This window comes from Gordonia paraffinivorans NBRC 108238 (assembly GCF_000344155.1).
GTDB classification, from domain to species: Bacteria; Actinomycetota; Actinomycetes; order Mycobacteriales; family Mycobacteriaceae; genus Gordonia; species Gordonia paraffinivorans.
Genome location: NZ_BAOQ01000019.1, coordinates 80,844 through 94,892, shown reverse-complemented (window position 1 = coordinate 94,892; position 14,049 = coordinate 80,844). Strand labels below are relative to the sequence as shown.

Here is a 14,049-nt window from a genome sequence, read left to right as displayed (position 1 = left end):
GACGTGCCGGCTCTCGTGCCGGTCGGTAGGTCAAAGAGTAGTGGCTGCACCTGTGGTCCACGAGACAAGGTCACCGCGTTCGGCCGCGCGGCGCGGACCGTCGCCCGAAGACGCCTGTCAGAACTTGACGTTGACCGAGTAGGCGTTGGCGTGATCGCGGACGTCGAGCACGTAGGCGCTCGAGTTGTTGTAGGTCCGGACCGCCTTCTCCCAGCCCTCCGGCACGGTCATGTCGTTGCCCGAGGACACGCACAGGTAGCGGGCGGCCGACAGCGCCGCGTCGTCGATGTTGTCGGGGTCGGGCACCCCGTCGCCGTTGGCGTCGACCCCGAACCGCTTCCAGGTCTCCGGGATGAACTGGAAGGGACCCATCGCGCGGTCATGCGTGGCGTCGCCGTCGAGCCGGCCGCCGTCGGTGTCGACGATCTCCATGTTCCCGCGCGTGCCGTCGAGCTTGGCGCCCCGGATCGGCGGGCTCACGTCGCCGTTGGCGGCGACCTTCGAGCCGCGGTGTCGACCGTGCTTGCTCTCCACCCCGGCGATGCCGGCCAGCGTCGTCCAGGTGATGCCGCATTCCGGGTGCTGCTGCCGCTGGATCTCCGCGGCGTTGCCGTAGGCCTGCAGCGAGACGAGGGGGATGCCGGTCGCCTCGGCGATCGGTTCGGCCCACTCGCGCATCAGGTCGGCGGTGCGGCCGGGTGCGTTGATGTCGATGTAGGGCTGCGTGACGCCGGGGCCGGGCGGTATGCCCTCCGGGATGTCGGGCCGACTGAGCGACGGGATGTCGATGCAGCCGGCCAGCAGCGACGACGCGATCGCGACACCTCCCGCCACCAGTCCGTCCCGCCACCTGCCGCGATGGCGTCGCCCACCGTGCACCCGCATTCCCCGCTCACTCCCGTCTCGTCGTCGAGATGTTCGATGTCGTCGGCACCACGCGGTGAGAAGAAGTCCCCCGACCGGCCGCGCGCCGACCGTCCACGATCCCACACGGCTCGCGGTCGGCTCGCACGCAACTCACATGTGTCGGGCACGTGACCCGGCGACATCACACTCGCAAGGACAACTGTCGACGCCCGTGTTCGGTTCCCGGGCCCGAGGCCGGCGTCCGGGACGTCGTCGATCACCGGTTGAGGCGAACTGCCCTATTCCCCTCCGGAGCGAGAGGTCTATCGTTCTTCTGGTTAGCCTCACCAAACCCATGACGCCCGGCGGAGTCGGAGCAACGGAGACGCCCGGCGGCGTCGGAGAAACGGACAACTGGATGGATCACCTGTCGGCACTGACCGCGAGCAGCACGAGCGTCCTCGCCGAGGGCCCGTCGATCTACACCCAGATGTTCGGCAGCGGTCTCATCGGCCTGCGTGAGGGACTCGAATGCGGGATCGTCGTGATGGTCCTGATCGCCTTCGTCGTCAAGACCGGCCGCCGCGACGCCCTCAAGTGGATCTGGGCCGGGGTCGCCGCCGCGATCGCCATGACGCTCGGGGTGTTCCTGGGCATCCACTTCGGCACCTCGACGATGACGCCGCTCGCGGCGGAGACCATCGCAGGCGTCGCCTCCCTGGTCGCGGTCGCGATCGTGACCTTCATGGTCCTCTGGATGAGCGAGGCGTCGTCCCACATGTCCGCCGACCTGCGCAGCGGGATGAGCAAGGCACTCGTCGCCGGCGGGGCCTCGATCATGGGCCTGTCCTTCCTGGCCGTCGGGCGCGAGGGGTTCGAGACGGCGCTGCTGATGGTCGGATACGCCGAGAGCGTCTCCGGCGGGCTCTGGCCGCTGCTCGGGCTCGTGCTCGGCATCCTCGCCGCCGTCGTGGTGACCGTCCTGATCTATCGCGGCGCGATCCGGATGAACTTCTCCGTGTTCTTCACCTACACCGGGCTGTTCCTGATCATCGTCGCCGCGGGCATCCTCACCTACGGCATCCACGCCCTTCAGGTGGTCGGCTGGCTGCCCGGCGCCGACGCCGTCGCCTTCGACATCTCCGGCGTCTACGACCCGTCGTCCTGGTACGGCACGATCCTCGGCGGCATCTTCAACGTCCAGCCGGATCCGACCGTGCTGCAGGTGATCGCGTGGATCGCCTACGTGGCCGTGGTGACCACGATCTTCCTTCGTCGGCAGCGCTCCGCCCACCCGGCGACCGGCAAGAACCAGACCCCCGAGCAGAGCCCCGCGACCGCGGAGGCCACCAGCGAAAGGAACTCTCAGTGAACCGTAGGACCCTGGCGGCCGCAGGTGCGGCCCTGGCGGTGATCACCCCGATCGTCCTCACCGGCTGCACCTCGAAGGGCAGCTCAGAAGGTGCGATCGTGGTGACCTCCACCGACGACGCCTGCGACCTGGAGACCACCGAGGCGACCACTGGCGAGGTCGATTTCACGGTCACCAACTCCGGCAGCAAGGTCACCGAGTTCTACGTCTACGGCAACAACAACCGCGTGCTCGGCGAGGTCGAGAACATCGGTCCCGGCGTCACCGGCAACCTGACCGTCGAGATCGTCGAGCCCGGCACCTACACGGTCGCGTGCAAGCCCGGCATGGTGGGCACCGGCATCCGCACCGAGATCGAGGTCGGCGGCGAACGCAAGGAGAAGGCCGAGGTCCCCGCCGACGTGATGGCGGCCAAGGCCCAGTACCTCGAATACGTCCGCAACCAGCTCAACACCCTCGAGGCGCAGACCAAGACCTTCGTCGACCACGTCAAGAGCGGCGACCTCGACGCCGCGCGGGCGCAGTACGGACTCGTCCGCACCCCGTACGAGCGGATCGAGCCGGTCGCCGAGTCGTTCCCCGACCTCGACCCCGCGATCGACATGCGCTGGGACGACACCGAGGACGGCGCCCAGCCGTTCACCGGCTTCCACCGCATCGAGCGGTACCTGTGGCCGCCGCAGCCCGCCGAGATCGGCGACGGCCCCGGCCAGATCACGCCGTCGGATGCCGCCAACGCCAAGGCCACCGACAACCCGCAGAACATCGCCAAGGTTGCCGACCAGCTCCTCGCCGACGTGACGACGCTGCGCGAGGAGGTCAACAAGCCCGACTTCGAGTTCGAGACGCTGTCGTTCGTGAAGGGCCCGCAGGCGCTGATCGACGAGGTCGCCGCGACCAAGGTCGAGGGCGAGGAGGACCGCTACTCCCACACCGACCTGTGGGACATCGCCGCCAACATCGACGGTTCCGAGACCGCGATCGCGACCATGCAGCCGATCATCAGCGCGAAGAACCCGGCGCTGATGGACAAGATCACCGCCCAGTTCCAGACCGTCCGCGACACGGTGAACTCCTACCGCGAGGGCGACGGATACGAGTCCTACACCAAGGTCACGCCCGACCAGCGCAAGGAACTGTCGAACCAGATCGACGCGCTCTCGGCCACTCTGTCGCAGGTCCCGGGACTCGTCCTGCAGCAATGAGCGAGCGGGAACAGGGTCCGGGCGAGGAGACCACCGCCGAGCCCGCCGCACGCGGCGGGCGGCGGGGCCTGTCCCGCCGCGCCATCCTCGGCGGGACCGGCATCGGGCTGATCGCCGCCGCGGGAGGGGCCGCCGTCGGTCGTGCGACGACCCCACCCGCCGCGCCCGACAACCAGATCGTCGAGTTCCGGGGGCCGCGCCAGGCCGGTATCACGACCGCCGCGCAGGACCGGCTGCACTTCGCGAGTTTCGACGTCATCACCGACTCGCGGGACGAGCTGATCGCGGTGCTGCGGAAGTGGACCGAGGCCGCCGAGCGCATGACCCGCGGCGAGGAGACCGTTCCCGACGGCGCCACCGGCCTCGGTGAGTACTCCGTGCCGGCGGACACCGGAGAAGCGCTCGGGCTCAAGGCCGCTCATCTCACTCTCACCTTCGGCGTCGGGCCTAGCCTGTTCGGCCCGAGCTCGTCGAATCCCGATCGGCGCGACCGGTTCGGCATCGCCGACCGCCGGCCGCCCACGCTCGTCGACCTGCCGATCTTCGCGGCCGAGAAGATCGATCCGAACCGCTCCTACGGCGACATCTGCGTGCAGGCCTGCGCCGACGACCCGCAGGTCGCCGTCCACGCGATCCGCAACCTGGCGCGGATGGCCTTCGGCGTCATGGCCGTCCGGTGGTCGCAGCTCGGCTTCGGCCGCACGTCGTCGACCACGCAGTCGCAGGAGACGCCGCGAAACCTGTTCGGTTTCAAGGACGGGACGGCGAACATCCGCGCCGAGGACACCGACCTGCTCGATCGCTGGGTGTGGGTCGCACCGGAGGACAACCCGCCCGGCGCGCAGTGGATGACCGGCGGCACCTACCTCGTCGCCCGCCGCATCCGGATGGACATCGAGCCCTGGGACCGCGCCAACCTGTTCGAGCAGGAGCAGGTGGTCGGGCGCACCAAGAAGACCGGCGCCCCGCTCGGCCAGAAGGACGAGTTCGACGAGCCCGACTTTCAGATCACCTCGGGCGGTGCGCCGATCATCCCGCGCAATTCCCATGTGCGGCTGGCCAATCCGAAGAACCTCGGCGGCGTGCGCATTCTGCGTCGCGGGTACAACTTCACCGACGGCACCGACGGCTTCGGCCACCTCGACGCCGGCCTGTTCTTCATCGCCTTCAACCGCGACACGGGCAAGCAGTTCGTGCCGATGCAGCAGATCCTGTCGCGCCAGGACGCGATGACCGAGTACCTGATCCCGAACGGTTCCGCGCACTTCGCGATCCCGCCGGGGCTCGAACGCGGCGAGTGGTGGGGCCAGCGGATCTTCGAGTGATCCCGGCCGGGGCTCAGTTCCCCAGCACGCTCTCCCAGGCCTCGCGCGAATCCAGTTCGACGCCCTGTTCTTTCGCGCGGGCCTCGGCCACCCGCACGGACTCCATCAGTGCCAGCGCGCGGTCGCGGGCCTGCGCCTCGACGCTGTCGTCGTCGGCCGTCACGGTGACCGTCCACGTCTCGGCCGGGATGGTGTCCACCGGATACGAGGCGGCGGTGAGGCGTTCGAGGATCTTCTGCAGCAGTGCCAGCGCCGGCTGGGTGGTGGCGACCCCGTCGAGCACCGAACCGCGCTTCTTCTCCGCGGCCTTGCGCTCCTCCCACTCCCGGATCTGGGTCTCGAGATCGGAGTGCGCGCCCGACAGCACGCCGGGGGTCCGGCCCATCACCTTCGTGGTGAAACTGCGTGCGACGTCGTCGATGTCGAACGGCGACTCCGGGTCGTCGGCGGCGATGCGGGCGTGGAAGAGCACCTGCAGCAACAGGTCCCCGAGCTCTTCCTCGAGTTCGGCGGCGTCGCCGGCGTCGATCGCGTCGAGGAGCTCGTAGACCTCTTCGAGCAGGTAGCGGCGCAGCGACCGGTGGGTCTGCATGCTCTCCCACGGTCCGTTGCGGCGGAGTCGGTCCATGAGGGCGACCGATTCGAGGAGCGCCATGCCCGAGACGCTCCGCACATCGATCACCTGCTCGCCGCGGGCGACGCGGGCGCGGACGAGGCGGTGATCGGGGTCGGTGCTGACCAGCACGGAGTCGGGCGGGGTGTCGGCGAGCACCTCGTCGAAGACCGCCTCCACGCCGTCGAACTCCCACAGCACGGTGCCCGGGACGTCCTCGGTGACCCGGACCGGTCCTCGCAGATACCTGCAGGCCCGCAGCGGGATCAGCTCCGGCCGCACGGAATCCAGCAGCACCACCGTCATTCGTCGTACGCCCTTTCTCGACCCCCCAACGATCTCGTCCGCCCCCGGATGTCCGTACGCGGCGTCAGCCGGTCGGTTGCGGCTTGATCTGCGTCAGGAACGTCGTCAGGTACTCGATCAGCTCGTCGTCACGCAGACGAGCCGAACCCACACCCCCGGTGCGCGGGATCGGCAGCGTCACCACCGAGGTGGTGGCCCGGTACGACGCCGACGAGTACAGGCGCTTCAGGCGCACCTGCTCGCTGTCGAGCAGCGGCAGCGGCGAGATCTTGACACCTTGTCCGGCCAGGCCGATCTCGGTGATCCCGCGTTCCCGGCACCGCAGGCGCAGTCGCGCGATCGACGCCAGGCGCGTGGTCTCCACCGGCGGCGGACCGTAGCGGTCGGCGAGTTCGGCCATGACCGCGTCGACCTCGGCGTCGTCGGCGGCCGAGGCCAGCTTGCGGTAGGCCTCGAGGCGAAGACGGTCGGAATCGACGTATTCGACCGGGATGTGCGCGTCGACGGGGAGGTCGATGCGCACCTCGAGGTTCTCGCGCTGCTCGACCGGCTTGCCGTCGGCGGCGGCGCGGTAGGCCTCCACCGCCTCGCCGACGAGCCGCACGTACAGGTCGAAGCCGACGCCGGCCACGTGGCCGGACTGTTCGGCGCCGAGAACGTTTCCGGCGCCGCGCAGCTCGAGGTCCTTGAGCGCGACGGCCATGCCGGCGCCGAGCTCGTTGTTCTGCGCGATCGTCGCAAGCCGGTCGTAGGCGGTCTCGGTCAACGGACGGTCCGGGCTGTACAACAGGTAGGCGTAGCCGCGTTCGCGGCTGCGGCCGACGCGTCCGCGGAGCTGATGCAACTGCGACAGGCCGAGGTTCTCGGCGCGGTCGACGATGAGGGTGTTGGCGTTGGAGATGTCGAGACCGGTCTCGATGATCGTCGTGCAGACCAGCACGTCGTACTCGCGGTTCCAGAACCCGTTGACCGTGCGCTCGAGCTGGTCCTCCCCCATCTGGCCGTGCGCGACCACGACGCGGGCCTCGGGCACCATCGCGGCGATCTCCTTGGCCGTCTTGTCGATCGTCGACACCCGGTTGTGGACGTAGAACACCTGCCCGTCGCGCAGCAGCTCGCGGCGGATCGCGGCGGCGACCTGCTTGGCCGAATAGGCGCCCACGTAGGTCAGCACGGGGTGGCGCTCCTCCGGCGGGGTGAGGATCGTCGACATCTCCCGGATGCCGGCCATCGACATCTCCAGGGTGCGCGGGATCGGGGTCGCCGACATGGTCAGCACGTCGACGTGGGTGCGCAGGGACTTGATGTGTTCCTTGTGCTCGACGCCGAACCGCTGCTCCTCGTCGACGATGACCAGGCCCAGGTCCTTCCAGGTGACACCGGTCTGCAGCAGCCGGTGCGTGCCGACGACGATGTCGACCTCGCCCTTGGCCATCGCGTCGATGATCTCGCGGGACTCCTTGGCGTCGGTGAACCGCGAGAGGCCGCGGATGCGCACCGGGAAGCCGCTCATGCGCTCGGTGAACGTCTGCAGGTGCTGCTGCGCGAGGATCGTCGTCGGCACGAGTACGGCGACCTGCTTGCCGTCCTGCACGGCCTTGAACGCCGCGCGGACCGCGATCTCGGTCTTGCCGTAGCCGACGTCGCCGACGATGACGCGGTCCATCGGGACCGGCCGTTCCATGTCGGCCTTGACCTCCGCGATCACCTGCAGCTGGTCGGCGGTCTCGGTGAAGTCGAAGGCGTCCTCCATCTCCTTCTGCCACGGCGTGTCGGGCCCGAAGGCGTGGCCGGGCGCCGCGTGCCGCGCGGCGTAGAGCTGGACGAGTTCGCCGGCGATCTCGCGAACCGCCTTTCGCGCCTTGCGTTTGGTGTTCTGCCAGTCCGACCCGCCGAGCTTGGACAGCGCCGGCTGCTCGCCGCCGACGTACCGCGACAGCTGGTCGAGCGAGTCCATGGGCACGTACAGCCGGTCGGCCGGCTGGCCGCGCTTGCTCGACGCGTACTCGAGCACCAGATACTCGCGCCGGGCTCCCGACACGGTCCGCTCGATCATCTCCACGAACCGGCCGATGCCGTGCTGGTCGTGCACGACGAGATCGCCGGCCTTGAGCGCGAGGGGGTCGACCTGGTTGCGGCGTTTGGCCGGGAGTTTGCGCCCGTCACGGACATTCGCGACCCGGGTGCCGGTGAGGTCGGCCTCGGTGACCACCACGAGCCCGGAGTCGGGGCAGACCAGGCCGCCGCGCAGGGTCGAGTGGAAGACGGAGACCACGCCGGGCTCGGGACGGTGCCCCGCTTCGGCGATGACGTAGGGCACCTCGGCCTCGGAGAGTCGCTCGCCGACGCGCTGGGCGGTGCCCTTGCCGGCGACGACGATCGCGGCGGTCTTGCCGTCGAGGACGTGGGCGCGCAACTGCGCGAACGTCGCGGCGATCTCCTTCTCGTCGCCGCGCGGGGCCGGGCCCGGGGCGAGGTCGAGTTCGAGTTCGTCGCCGACGCCGGTGGACAGCGGCGAGACCGTCCACCACGGCAGCCCCGCCTCGAGCGTGGCGGCCCGCACCTCGTCGAGGGGCCGGTAGGCGCTGGCCTCGAGATCGATGCCGAAGCTGCTCGTCGCGCGGCCGTCGAGCGGCGCGTCGGCCCCCATCGCCGCGGCCGTCCAGGACGCCTCGAGGAACTCCGCACCGGTCTTCGACAGGTCGGCGGCGCGGGTGCGCACCTTCTCCGGGTCGAGGACGAGGACCCGACTGCCCTTCGGCAGCACCTCGGTGAGCAGTTGCATCTTCCCGTCGACCAGCGCGGGGATGAGCGCCTCCATGCCGTCGACCGGGATACCCTCGGCGAGCTTGCCGAGCATGTCGACGAGCGTCTGGTCGTCCGGGTTCTCGGCCGCGAGTTCGCTTGCGCGCGTGCGGACCTCCTCGGTCAACAGCAACTCGCGACCGGGGTGGATGCGCACCTGCGGGACGTCGATCTCCGGCTGGCTGCGCTGGTCGGCGACGGAGAACGCGCGGATCTCGGTGATCTCGTCGCCCCAGAACTCCACGCGGACGGGATGGTCGGCGGTGGTCGGGAACACGTCGAGGATGCCGCCGCGCACCGCGAACTCGCCGCGGCGCGCGACCATGTCGACCCGCTCGTAGGCCATCTCGACGAGCTGGGTGAGCAGGCCGTCGAAGTCGAGTTCGACACCTTCCCGCAGGGTGATGGTGGCGACGTCGCCCAGTCCGGGGGCCATCGGCTGCACCAGGGACCGGACCGTGGTGATGACGACGCGCAACGGGTTGTCGCCGGGGTTCGCCAGCCGGTGCAGGACGGCGAGGCGTTGTCCGACGGTGTCCGCGCTCGGCGACAGGCGCTCGTGCGGGAGCGTCTCCCACGAGGGGAACTGCGCGACTGCGTCGGCGTCGGCGAGCATCTCGCGCAGCTCGGCGGTCAGGTCGTCGGCCTCGCGTCCGTTCGCCGACACCACCAGCAGCGGCGCATCGGCGGCGACGGAGGCCAGGCAGGTCACGAGGAAGGGGCGCGCCGCATCCGGAGCGGTGATCTCGAGCAGTCGCTCGCCGAGACGCTCGTGGACCTCGCGGAACGACTTGTCCGCACACGCGAGGGAGGCCAGACCGGACAGGGCACGAGGCGTCGACACTCCGCCGATTGTATGTGCCCTGCCCGGCGTCGCCGCACGCCGGTCGTTCACGCCAGCAGGCTCTGCCCCAGGGCCTGCCCCCGACGCGCGCCGGGCAGGATCGCGTAGACCCCGGACCCGATGGGCGTCGTCCACTCGTTCAGCGCGTCGTGCTCGGCCAGACGGGCCTGCACCGGCGCGAACTGGGTGTCGACGTCGCGCTGGTAGGCGGCGAACAGCAGCCCGCTGTTCGATATCGGCAGCACGCCGTCGGGTCCGGGCTCGGGCGGGTCGTCGTAGTTGTAGCCGCGACGCAGGAACTGCTCGGCCGGCGTCCGGTGGCGGGCGCGGGCGATGTGCGACGACGCCGGGATCGCGGGCAGCCCGTCGACGAGCTTGTCGAAGTCGGGGTCGTCGTGTTCGCCTCCCCCGCTCAGCGGCGCCCCGTCGGAGAGGCGCCGACCGACCGTCAGCTCCTGGCTGGCCGGATCGAGCTCCTGCCATCGGTCGAGGTCCATGGCGATCCGCCGCAGCACCATCGACGTCCCGCCCGCGAACCACGGCTGCTCGCCACCGTCGTCCCAGACGAGCGTGTCGAAGTCGCCGGGACCGAGGTTGACCGTCCCGTCGACCTGCCCCATCAGGTTGCGCATCGTCACCTTCTCGTCCTGGCTGCCGCGCGCGTTGCGGAACCCGCGCTGCACCCAGCGCAGACGGATCCGCCCGGCGACGTTGGACGTCAGCACACGGGTCGCGTGCGCCACGGTGATCGGATCGTCGGAGCAGATCTGCAACAGCAGGTCGGTCTGCGGCCAGCGCCGCTCGTCGAGCCGGTCGATGGGATACGCGGGAAGCGGATGCAGCCACCGGGGCCGCCGGCCCTCGAGTCCGGTCCTCGTGAAGGAGCCGGGTCCGAGGCCCACCGTGACGGTCAGCCGGGCCGGCACGCGGGCGAGTTCCGGTTCGCTGTCGGCCAGTGCCGGAGCACCCCTCGTGAGCCTGGCGGCGTCCTCGGTCCAGACGCGGAGTATCCCGGCGAGCGCCTCCCGCGCCTGCCGCTCCGAATCCGCCGCGAGATCGAACCCGATGTAATTGACGTGCGCGGTGGGCGGGGTGGTCACCCCGGCCTGGTGCTCGCCGTAGAACTCGATGACGTCGCCGCCGTGCACACTCGCCCCGGCGCTGTCCGCCGAACGCGCGATCGCGGTGGCGCCGACGCCGAGGCCGGCCGCGCCCGCGACGCCTGCGATCAGGCTGCGTCGCGAGAGTGCCGGACCCCGGCCGCGCTTTCCCCGTTCCCGGTGATCGCGATCGTCATCCGTCATTGGAACCGCCCGAGCCGTGGCCCGGCGCGTACTCCTCGTTGGCGCCGCGGAAGTCCCGGGCATCGGCCACGAGGTCCTTCTGGGAACCGTCGCCGAAGCGCAGCGTGACGGTGATGGCCTCGCCGGCCAGGATGGGCCCCTTCAGGTCCATCAACATGATGTGGTTTCCGCCGGGCTCGAGGTCGGCGGTGTCGCCGGCCGGGATCTTCAGGCCGCCGTCCACCTGCCGCATCGCCATCGTGCCGTCGGCGTTCATCGCCATCTCGTGCACCTCGACGCGTCCGGCGACGCCGGTCTTCCCGCCGACGAGGGTCACCTCCTCACCGGAGGTGTTGGTCAGCTTGCCGAACACACCGGTCATGTCCTTGTCGGTCGCCTTGATCCATTGGTCGCTGATGGTCACCGACTCGGCCTGCGTGGCCTCCGTGTCGTCGGAGCACGCGGTCGCCGCCAGGGGCAGCGCCAAGGCCGCCAGGATGGCCAGCGGACGGCGGGCACGGGTGATGAATGAAGTTGTGCGCATGAGCGTTTCGCCTTTTCGGATGCGTGGGTCACCACCGACACGCGGTGCGTCGCCGGCGGGAGGAAGGAAGAGATACGGGGTCAGGCCGAGACGACCGGTGGACCTCGCGTACCGATACCCGAGAGGCGGAACCGGGTCCGCAGCACGATTTCGGCGCCCGCGACCACGGGTGCGCCGCCGAGGACCGGCAGCGATCGACGCGACGCCGAGGCGAGGATGCGCGATCCGATGCGGCGGGCGCATTCCTGGCCGCCGACGAGCAGCACCGCGGCAGTCAGCAGCGCCGCGGCGTGGAGGACGAGCATGGTCGGGCCGGGCACCAACGGCGTCGCCGCGTGGTGACCGCCCGAGTGCATCGCGAGATGGCCGAGCACCTGCGCGACGGCGAGGGCCGAACCGACCGAGGCGATCTCGGCGGACCTGCTGCGGATGTGGCCGACGGCACCCAAGGCCGGGCCGACACCGGCGCTGACCGCGATGACGAGCATCACCTGCGCAGTGGTCGGCAGCCCCCCGCCGGCGAGCGCATGCGCTCCGATGCTCAGCGAGGCCGACGCCATGGCGGCGCCGGCCGACCAGTGCACGCGCACAAGTCGGCCGGCCGGATCGGACGCCCCACGCATGGCCTCCAGCCTACTCCCTGGTACTACCGGCAGTAGTAGAGAGGTGACCGGCGCCCGCCGCTATTGTCTGGGGTCATGCAGGCAGCCCAGACAGGCGAGCGGGTGACGGTGCGCGACGCGACCGAGGACGATCTCGCCGGCGTCGCCGACATCTACCGTCACTACGTGGAGAACACGGCCGCGACCTTCGACTACGTGGTCCCCTCCCACACCGCCTGGCTGGTGAAGTACCGCACGATCCGGGACGCCGACCGCCCCTTCCTGGTCGCCACCCTGCCGGCCGAGAGCGGCGAGCACGTGGTCGGCTATGCGTATCTCGGGACGTTTCGCACGATGCCCGCCTACGACTGGTCCACCGAGGACTCCATCTACGTCCGACCCGGCTACGGCGGACGCGGCATCGGGTCGGCGCTGATGTCGGGCATGCTCGGGCGCGCCGACCGGGAGAACGTCCGGCAGATCGTCGCGGTCATCGCGGCCACCGGCGGCGAGGGTTCGATCGCACTGCATTCCCGTTTCGGTTTCGCCGAGGTGGGCAGGTTGCGCTCGATCGGACAGAAGGCCGGGCAGTGGATCGACTGCGTCTACATGCAGAAGGACCTCTGGTCCGACGGCTGAGGCCGGCTCACCGCTGGAGTCCGGCAACCTCGGCTGCGGCGTCGGCCAAACCGACCCCGGTGCCCTCGTAGATGTGGAACGCCACATCGGCGCCCCGCCGCAGGAGTTCCTCGCGCTCGTCGTCGTACTGCGCGACGACGGCGACCGACCCGTCGAACTGTCGCCGCTCGAGCCGGTCGAGCGCGATCAGATTGGAGCCGTGGAAGGGCATCGCGAGCACCAGCAGCTCCAGCCCGTCGACACCGACGCAGCGTTCCCAGAAGTCGGTCTCGGTGGCGTCGGCCTCGATGACGTCGAAGCCCCGTTCACGGAGGTCGGCGACCTTGATCGGGTCGTTCTCCACCCCGATGACCTCGAGGCCGTACTCGTCGACCAGGCGCCGGTACGCAGAACTGCCGACCCGGCCCAGGCCGAGGACCATCGCGCGTGCCTCCGAGAGGTCGATCGGCGCGTCGTCGGGGTGGGCGCGGGCGGCGGCCGTGGTGGGCACGAACGCCGACAGGCGCGCGACCCAGCGGGAACCGCGCCGGTTGACGAGAGTGGACACCACGAAGCTCGCCGCCACCGCGACCGAGATCACCACGAGCCAGTCCTCGCCGACGAGGTCGGCGTCGACACCGGTGGAGATCACGATGAGACCGAACTCGGAGAAGTTCGCCAGGGCGAGACCGGCGAGGATCGAGGTGCGCCTGCGCAACCCGAACATCGCCAGCAGGAAGGTGAACAGCGCCGCCTCGATCGGGAGCAGGACGACCAGGATCAGGCCGAGCGCGACGGTCTCGAAGGTCGGGGTGACGTGCAGGCCGATCGAGACGAAGAATCCGACCAGCAACAGTTCGCGCAACCCGAAGAGGGTGCGCGACAACTCGGCCGCCCGCGGGTGGGATGCCAGGAGCAGGCCGACGATCATCGCCCCGAAGTCGCCCTTGATGCCGACCGTCTCGAACAGCCAGTAGCCGGGGACGAACGCCATCGTGACGCCGAACAGCGCCTGGAGTTCGCCGTGCCCGAGGCGATTCCAGAGTTTCTGGACGATCCAGGCGCCGGGGATCAGCAGGATGAGCGCGAACGCCCAGAGGCTCGGCGGCTCGCCGCGCATGGCGGTCAGGTAACCGACCGCGACGACGTCCTGCAGCACGAGGATGCCGATCGCGATGCGCCCGTAGAGCGAATGCGATTCGGAGCGCTCGTCGAGGACCTGCACCACGAACACCGTGCTGGAGAACGACAGCGCGAAACCGAGGAGCGCCAACGTCTTCCAGCCCTCCCCGGCGATCGTGCCGAAGCCGATCGCGGCGAGGAGCCCGAGGAATCCGGTGGTGAGACCGAGGATCACCAGCAGGTTGACCGCGGTGGTGAGGAACACCTCGCGCCGGAACAGCATCCGCACGTCGAGCTTGAGGCCGATGGTGAACAGCAGGATCGTCACGCCCAGTTCGGCGAAGGCGTCGATGATCGGCAGCTCCTCGATGCCGGGCGCGTGCAGGATGAAGCCGGCCGCCAGGTAGCCGACGAGGGTGGGCAGTTTGATCAGGCGCGCGAGGAACCCGCATCCGAAGATGACGACGAGGTAGATGGCGATCGTCTCCACGCGGTCAGTTCCTCCGTTCTCCGCCGCTCCGCGCTCGTGCAGCGTTTGTCGAAACGGTATCGGGCGCAGGTCGC

At 69.9% G+C, this 14,049-nt stretch carries 11 protein-coding genes; 4 read left to right on the top strand and 7 right to left on the bottom strand.

Annotated elements, in window-relative coordinates:
- Positions 1-117: 117 nt before the first annotated feature.
- Positions 118-885: a lytic murein transglycosylase gene (locus tag GP2_RS10580; RefSeq protein WP_040526759.1), complete on the bottom strand. Its 768-nt coding sequence runs from the start codon at positions 883-885 to the stop codon at positions 118-120.
- Between the two features lie 379 nt (positions 886-1,264).
- Between GP2_RS10580 and efeU the strand changes: the two genes are divergently transcribed.
- The 3 genes from efeU to efeB are packed head-to-tail and all read left to right on the top strand — an operon-like array spanning position 1,265 to position 4,748.
- On the top strand, positions 1,265-2,218 hold the full coding sequence (gene efeU, locus GP2_RS10575; RefSeq protein WP_006900500.1) for an iron uptake transporter permease EfeU: 954 nt from the start codon (positions 1,265-1,267) through the stop codon (positions 2,216-2,218).
- A complete protein-coding gene (gene efeO, locus GP2_RS10570; protein ID WP_006900499.1) occupies positions 2,215-3,423 on the top strand; it encodes an iron uptake system protein EfeO in 1,209 nt (402 codons plus the stop codon). Before efeU ends, efeO begins: the two co-directional genes overlap by 4 nt.
- Positions 3,420-4,748, top strand: a complete 1,329-nt coding sequence (gene efeB / locus GP2_RS10565; RefSeq protein WP_006900498.1) for an iron uptake transporter deferrochelatase/peroxidase subunit — start codon at positions 3,420-3,422, stop codon at positions 4,746-4,748. Before efeO ends, efeB begins: the two co-directional genes overlap by 4 nt.
- Positions 4,749-4,761: 13 nt before the next feature.
- On the opposite strand, the gene GP2_RS10560 is transcribed toward efeB, so the two are convergent.
- The 5 genes from GP2_RS10560 to GP2_RS10540 form a co-directional block, all read right to left on the bottom strand.
- A complete protein-coding gene (locus GP2_RS10560; protein WP_006900497.1) occupies positions 4,762-5,667 on the bottom strand; it encodes a nucleoside triphosphate pyrophosphohydrolase in 906 nt (301 codons plus the stop codon).
- Between the two features lie 64 nt (positions 5,668-5,731).
- Complete coding sequence (gene mfd, locus GP2_RS10555) at positions 5,732-9,316, bottom strand: transcription-repair coupling factor (RefSeq protein ID WP_006900496.1); 3,585 nt, start codon at positions 9,314-9,316, stop codon at positions 5,732-5,734.
- 47 nt (positions 9,317-9,363) lie between these two features.
- Complete coding sequence (locus tag GP2_RS10550; protein WP_006900495.1) at positions 9,364-10,620, bottom strand: Dyp-type peroxidase; 1,257 nt, start codon at positions 10,618-10,620, stop codon at positions 9,364-9,366.
- Positions 10,610-11,143: a copper chaperone PCu(A)C gene (locus GP2_RS10545; RefSeq protein ID WP_006900494.1), complete on the bottom strand. Its 534-nt coding sequence runs from the start codon at positions 11,141-11,143 to the stop codon at positions 10,610-10,612. The genes GP2_RS10550 and GP2_RS10545 overlap by 11 nt, the downstream gene beginning before the upstream one ends.
- A gap of 80 nt (positions 11,144-11,223) precedes the next feature.
- Positions 11,224-11,766: a hypothetical protein gene (locus tag GP2_RS10540; RefSeq protein WP_006900493.1), complete on the bottom strand. Its 543-nt coding sequence runs from the start codon at positions 11,764-11,766 to the stop codon at positions 11,224-11,226.
- 75 nt (positions 11,767-11,841) lie between these two features.
- Between GP2_RS10540 and GP2_RS10535 the strand changes: the two genes are divergently transcribed.
- Positions 11,842-12,384 (top strand): GNAT family N-acetyltransferase, encoded by a 543-nt coding sequence (locus GP2_RS10535; protein ID WP_006900492.1) that lies wholly within the window; start codon positions 11,842-11,844, stop codon positions 12,382-12,384.
- A 7-nt stretch (positions 12,385-12,391) separates the two neighbouring features.
- On the opposite strand, the gene GP2_RS10530 is transcribed toward GP2_RS10535, so the two are convergent.
- Positions 12,392-13,975 carry a cation:proton antiporter domain-containing protein gene (locus GP2_RS10530; RefSeq protein WP_006900491.1) on the bottom strand — a complete coding sequence of 528 codons (1,584 nt, stop codon included), beginning with the start codon at positions 13,973-13,975 and terminating at the stop codon, positions 12,392-12,394.
- Between the last annotated feature and the right edge of the window lie 74 nt (positions 13,976-14,049).

Coding starts and splice junctions, on each gene's coding strand:
- GP2_RS10545 (WP_006900494.1), bottom strand. CDS start 11,143: ATGCGCACAACTTCATTCATCACCCGTGCCCGCCGTCCGCTGGCCATC.
- GP2_RS10580 (WP_040526759.1), bottom strand. CDS start 885: ATGCGGGTGCACGGTGGGCGACGCCATCGCGGCAGGTGGCGGGACGGA.
- GP2_RS10550 (WP_006900495.1), bottom strand. CDS start 10,620: ATGACGGATGACGATCGCGATCACCGGGAACGGGGAAAGCGCGGCCGG.
- GP2_RS10540 (WP_006900493.1), bottom strand. CDS start 11,766: ATGCGTGGGGCGTCCGATCCGGCCGGCCGACTTGTGCGCGTGCACTGG.
- efeU (WP_006900500.1), top strand. CDS start 1,265: ATGGATCACCTGTCGGCACTGACCGCGAGCAGCACGAGCGTCCTCGCC.
- GP2_RS10560 (WP_006900497.1), bottom strand. CDS start 5,667: ATGACGGTGGTGCTGCTGGATTCCGTGCGGCCGGAGCTGATCCCGCTG.
- efeB (WP_006900498.1), top strand. CDS start 3,420: ATGAGCGAGCGGGAACAGGGTCCGGGCGAGGAGACCACCGCCGAGCCC.
- GP2_RS10535 (WP_006900492.1), top strand. CDS start 11,842: ATGCAGGCAGCCCAGACAGGCGAGCGGGTGACGGTGCGCGACGCGACC.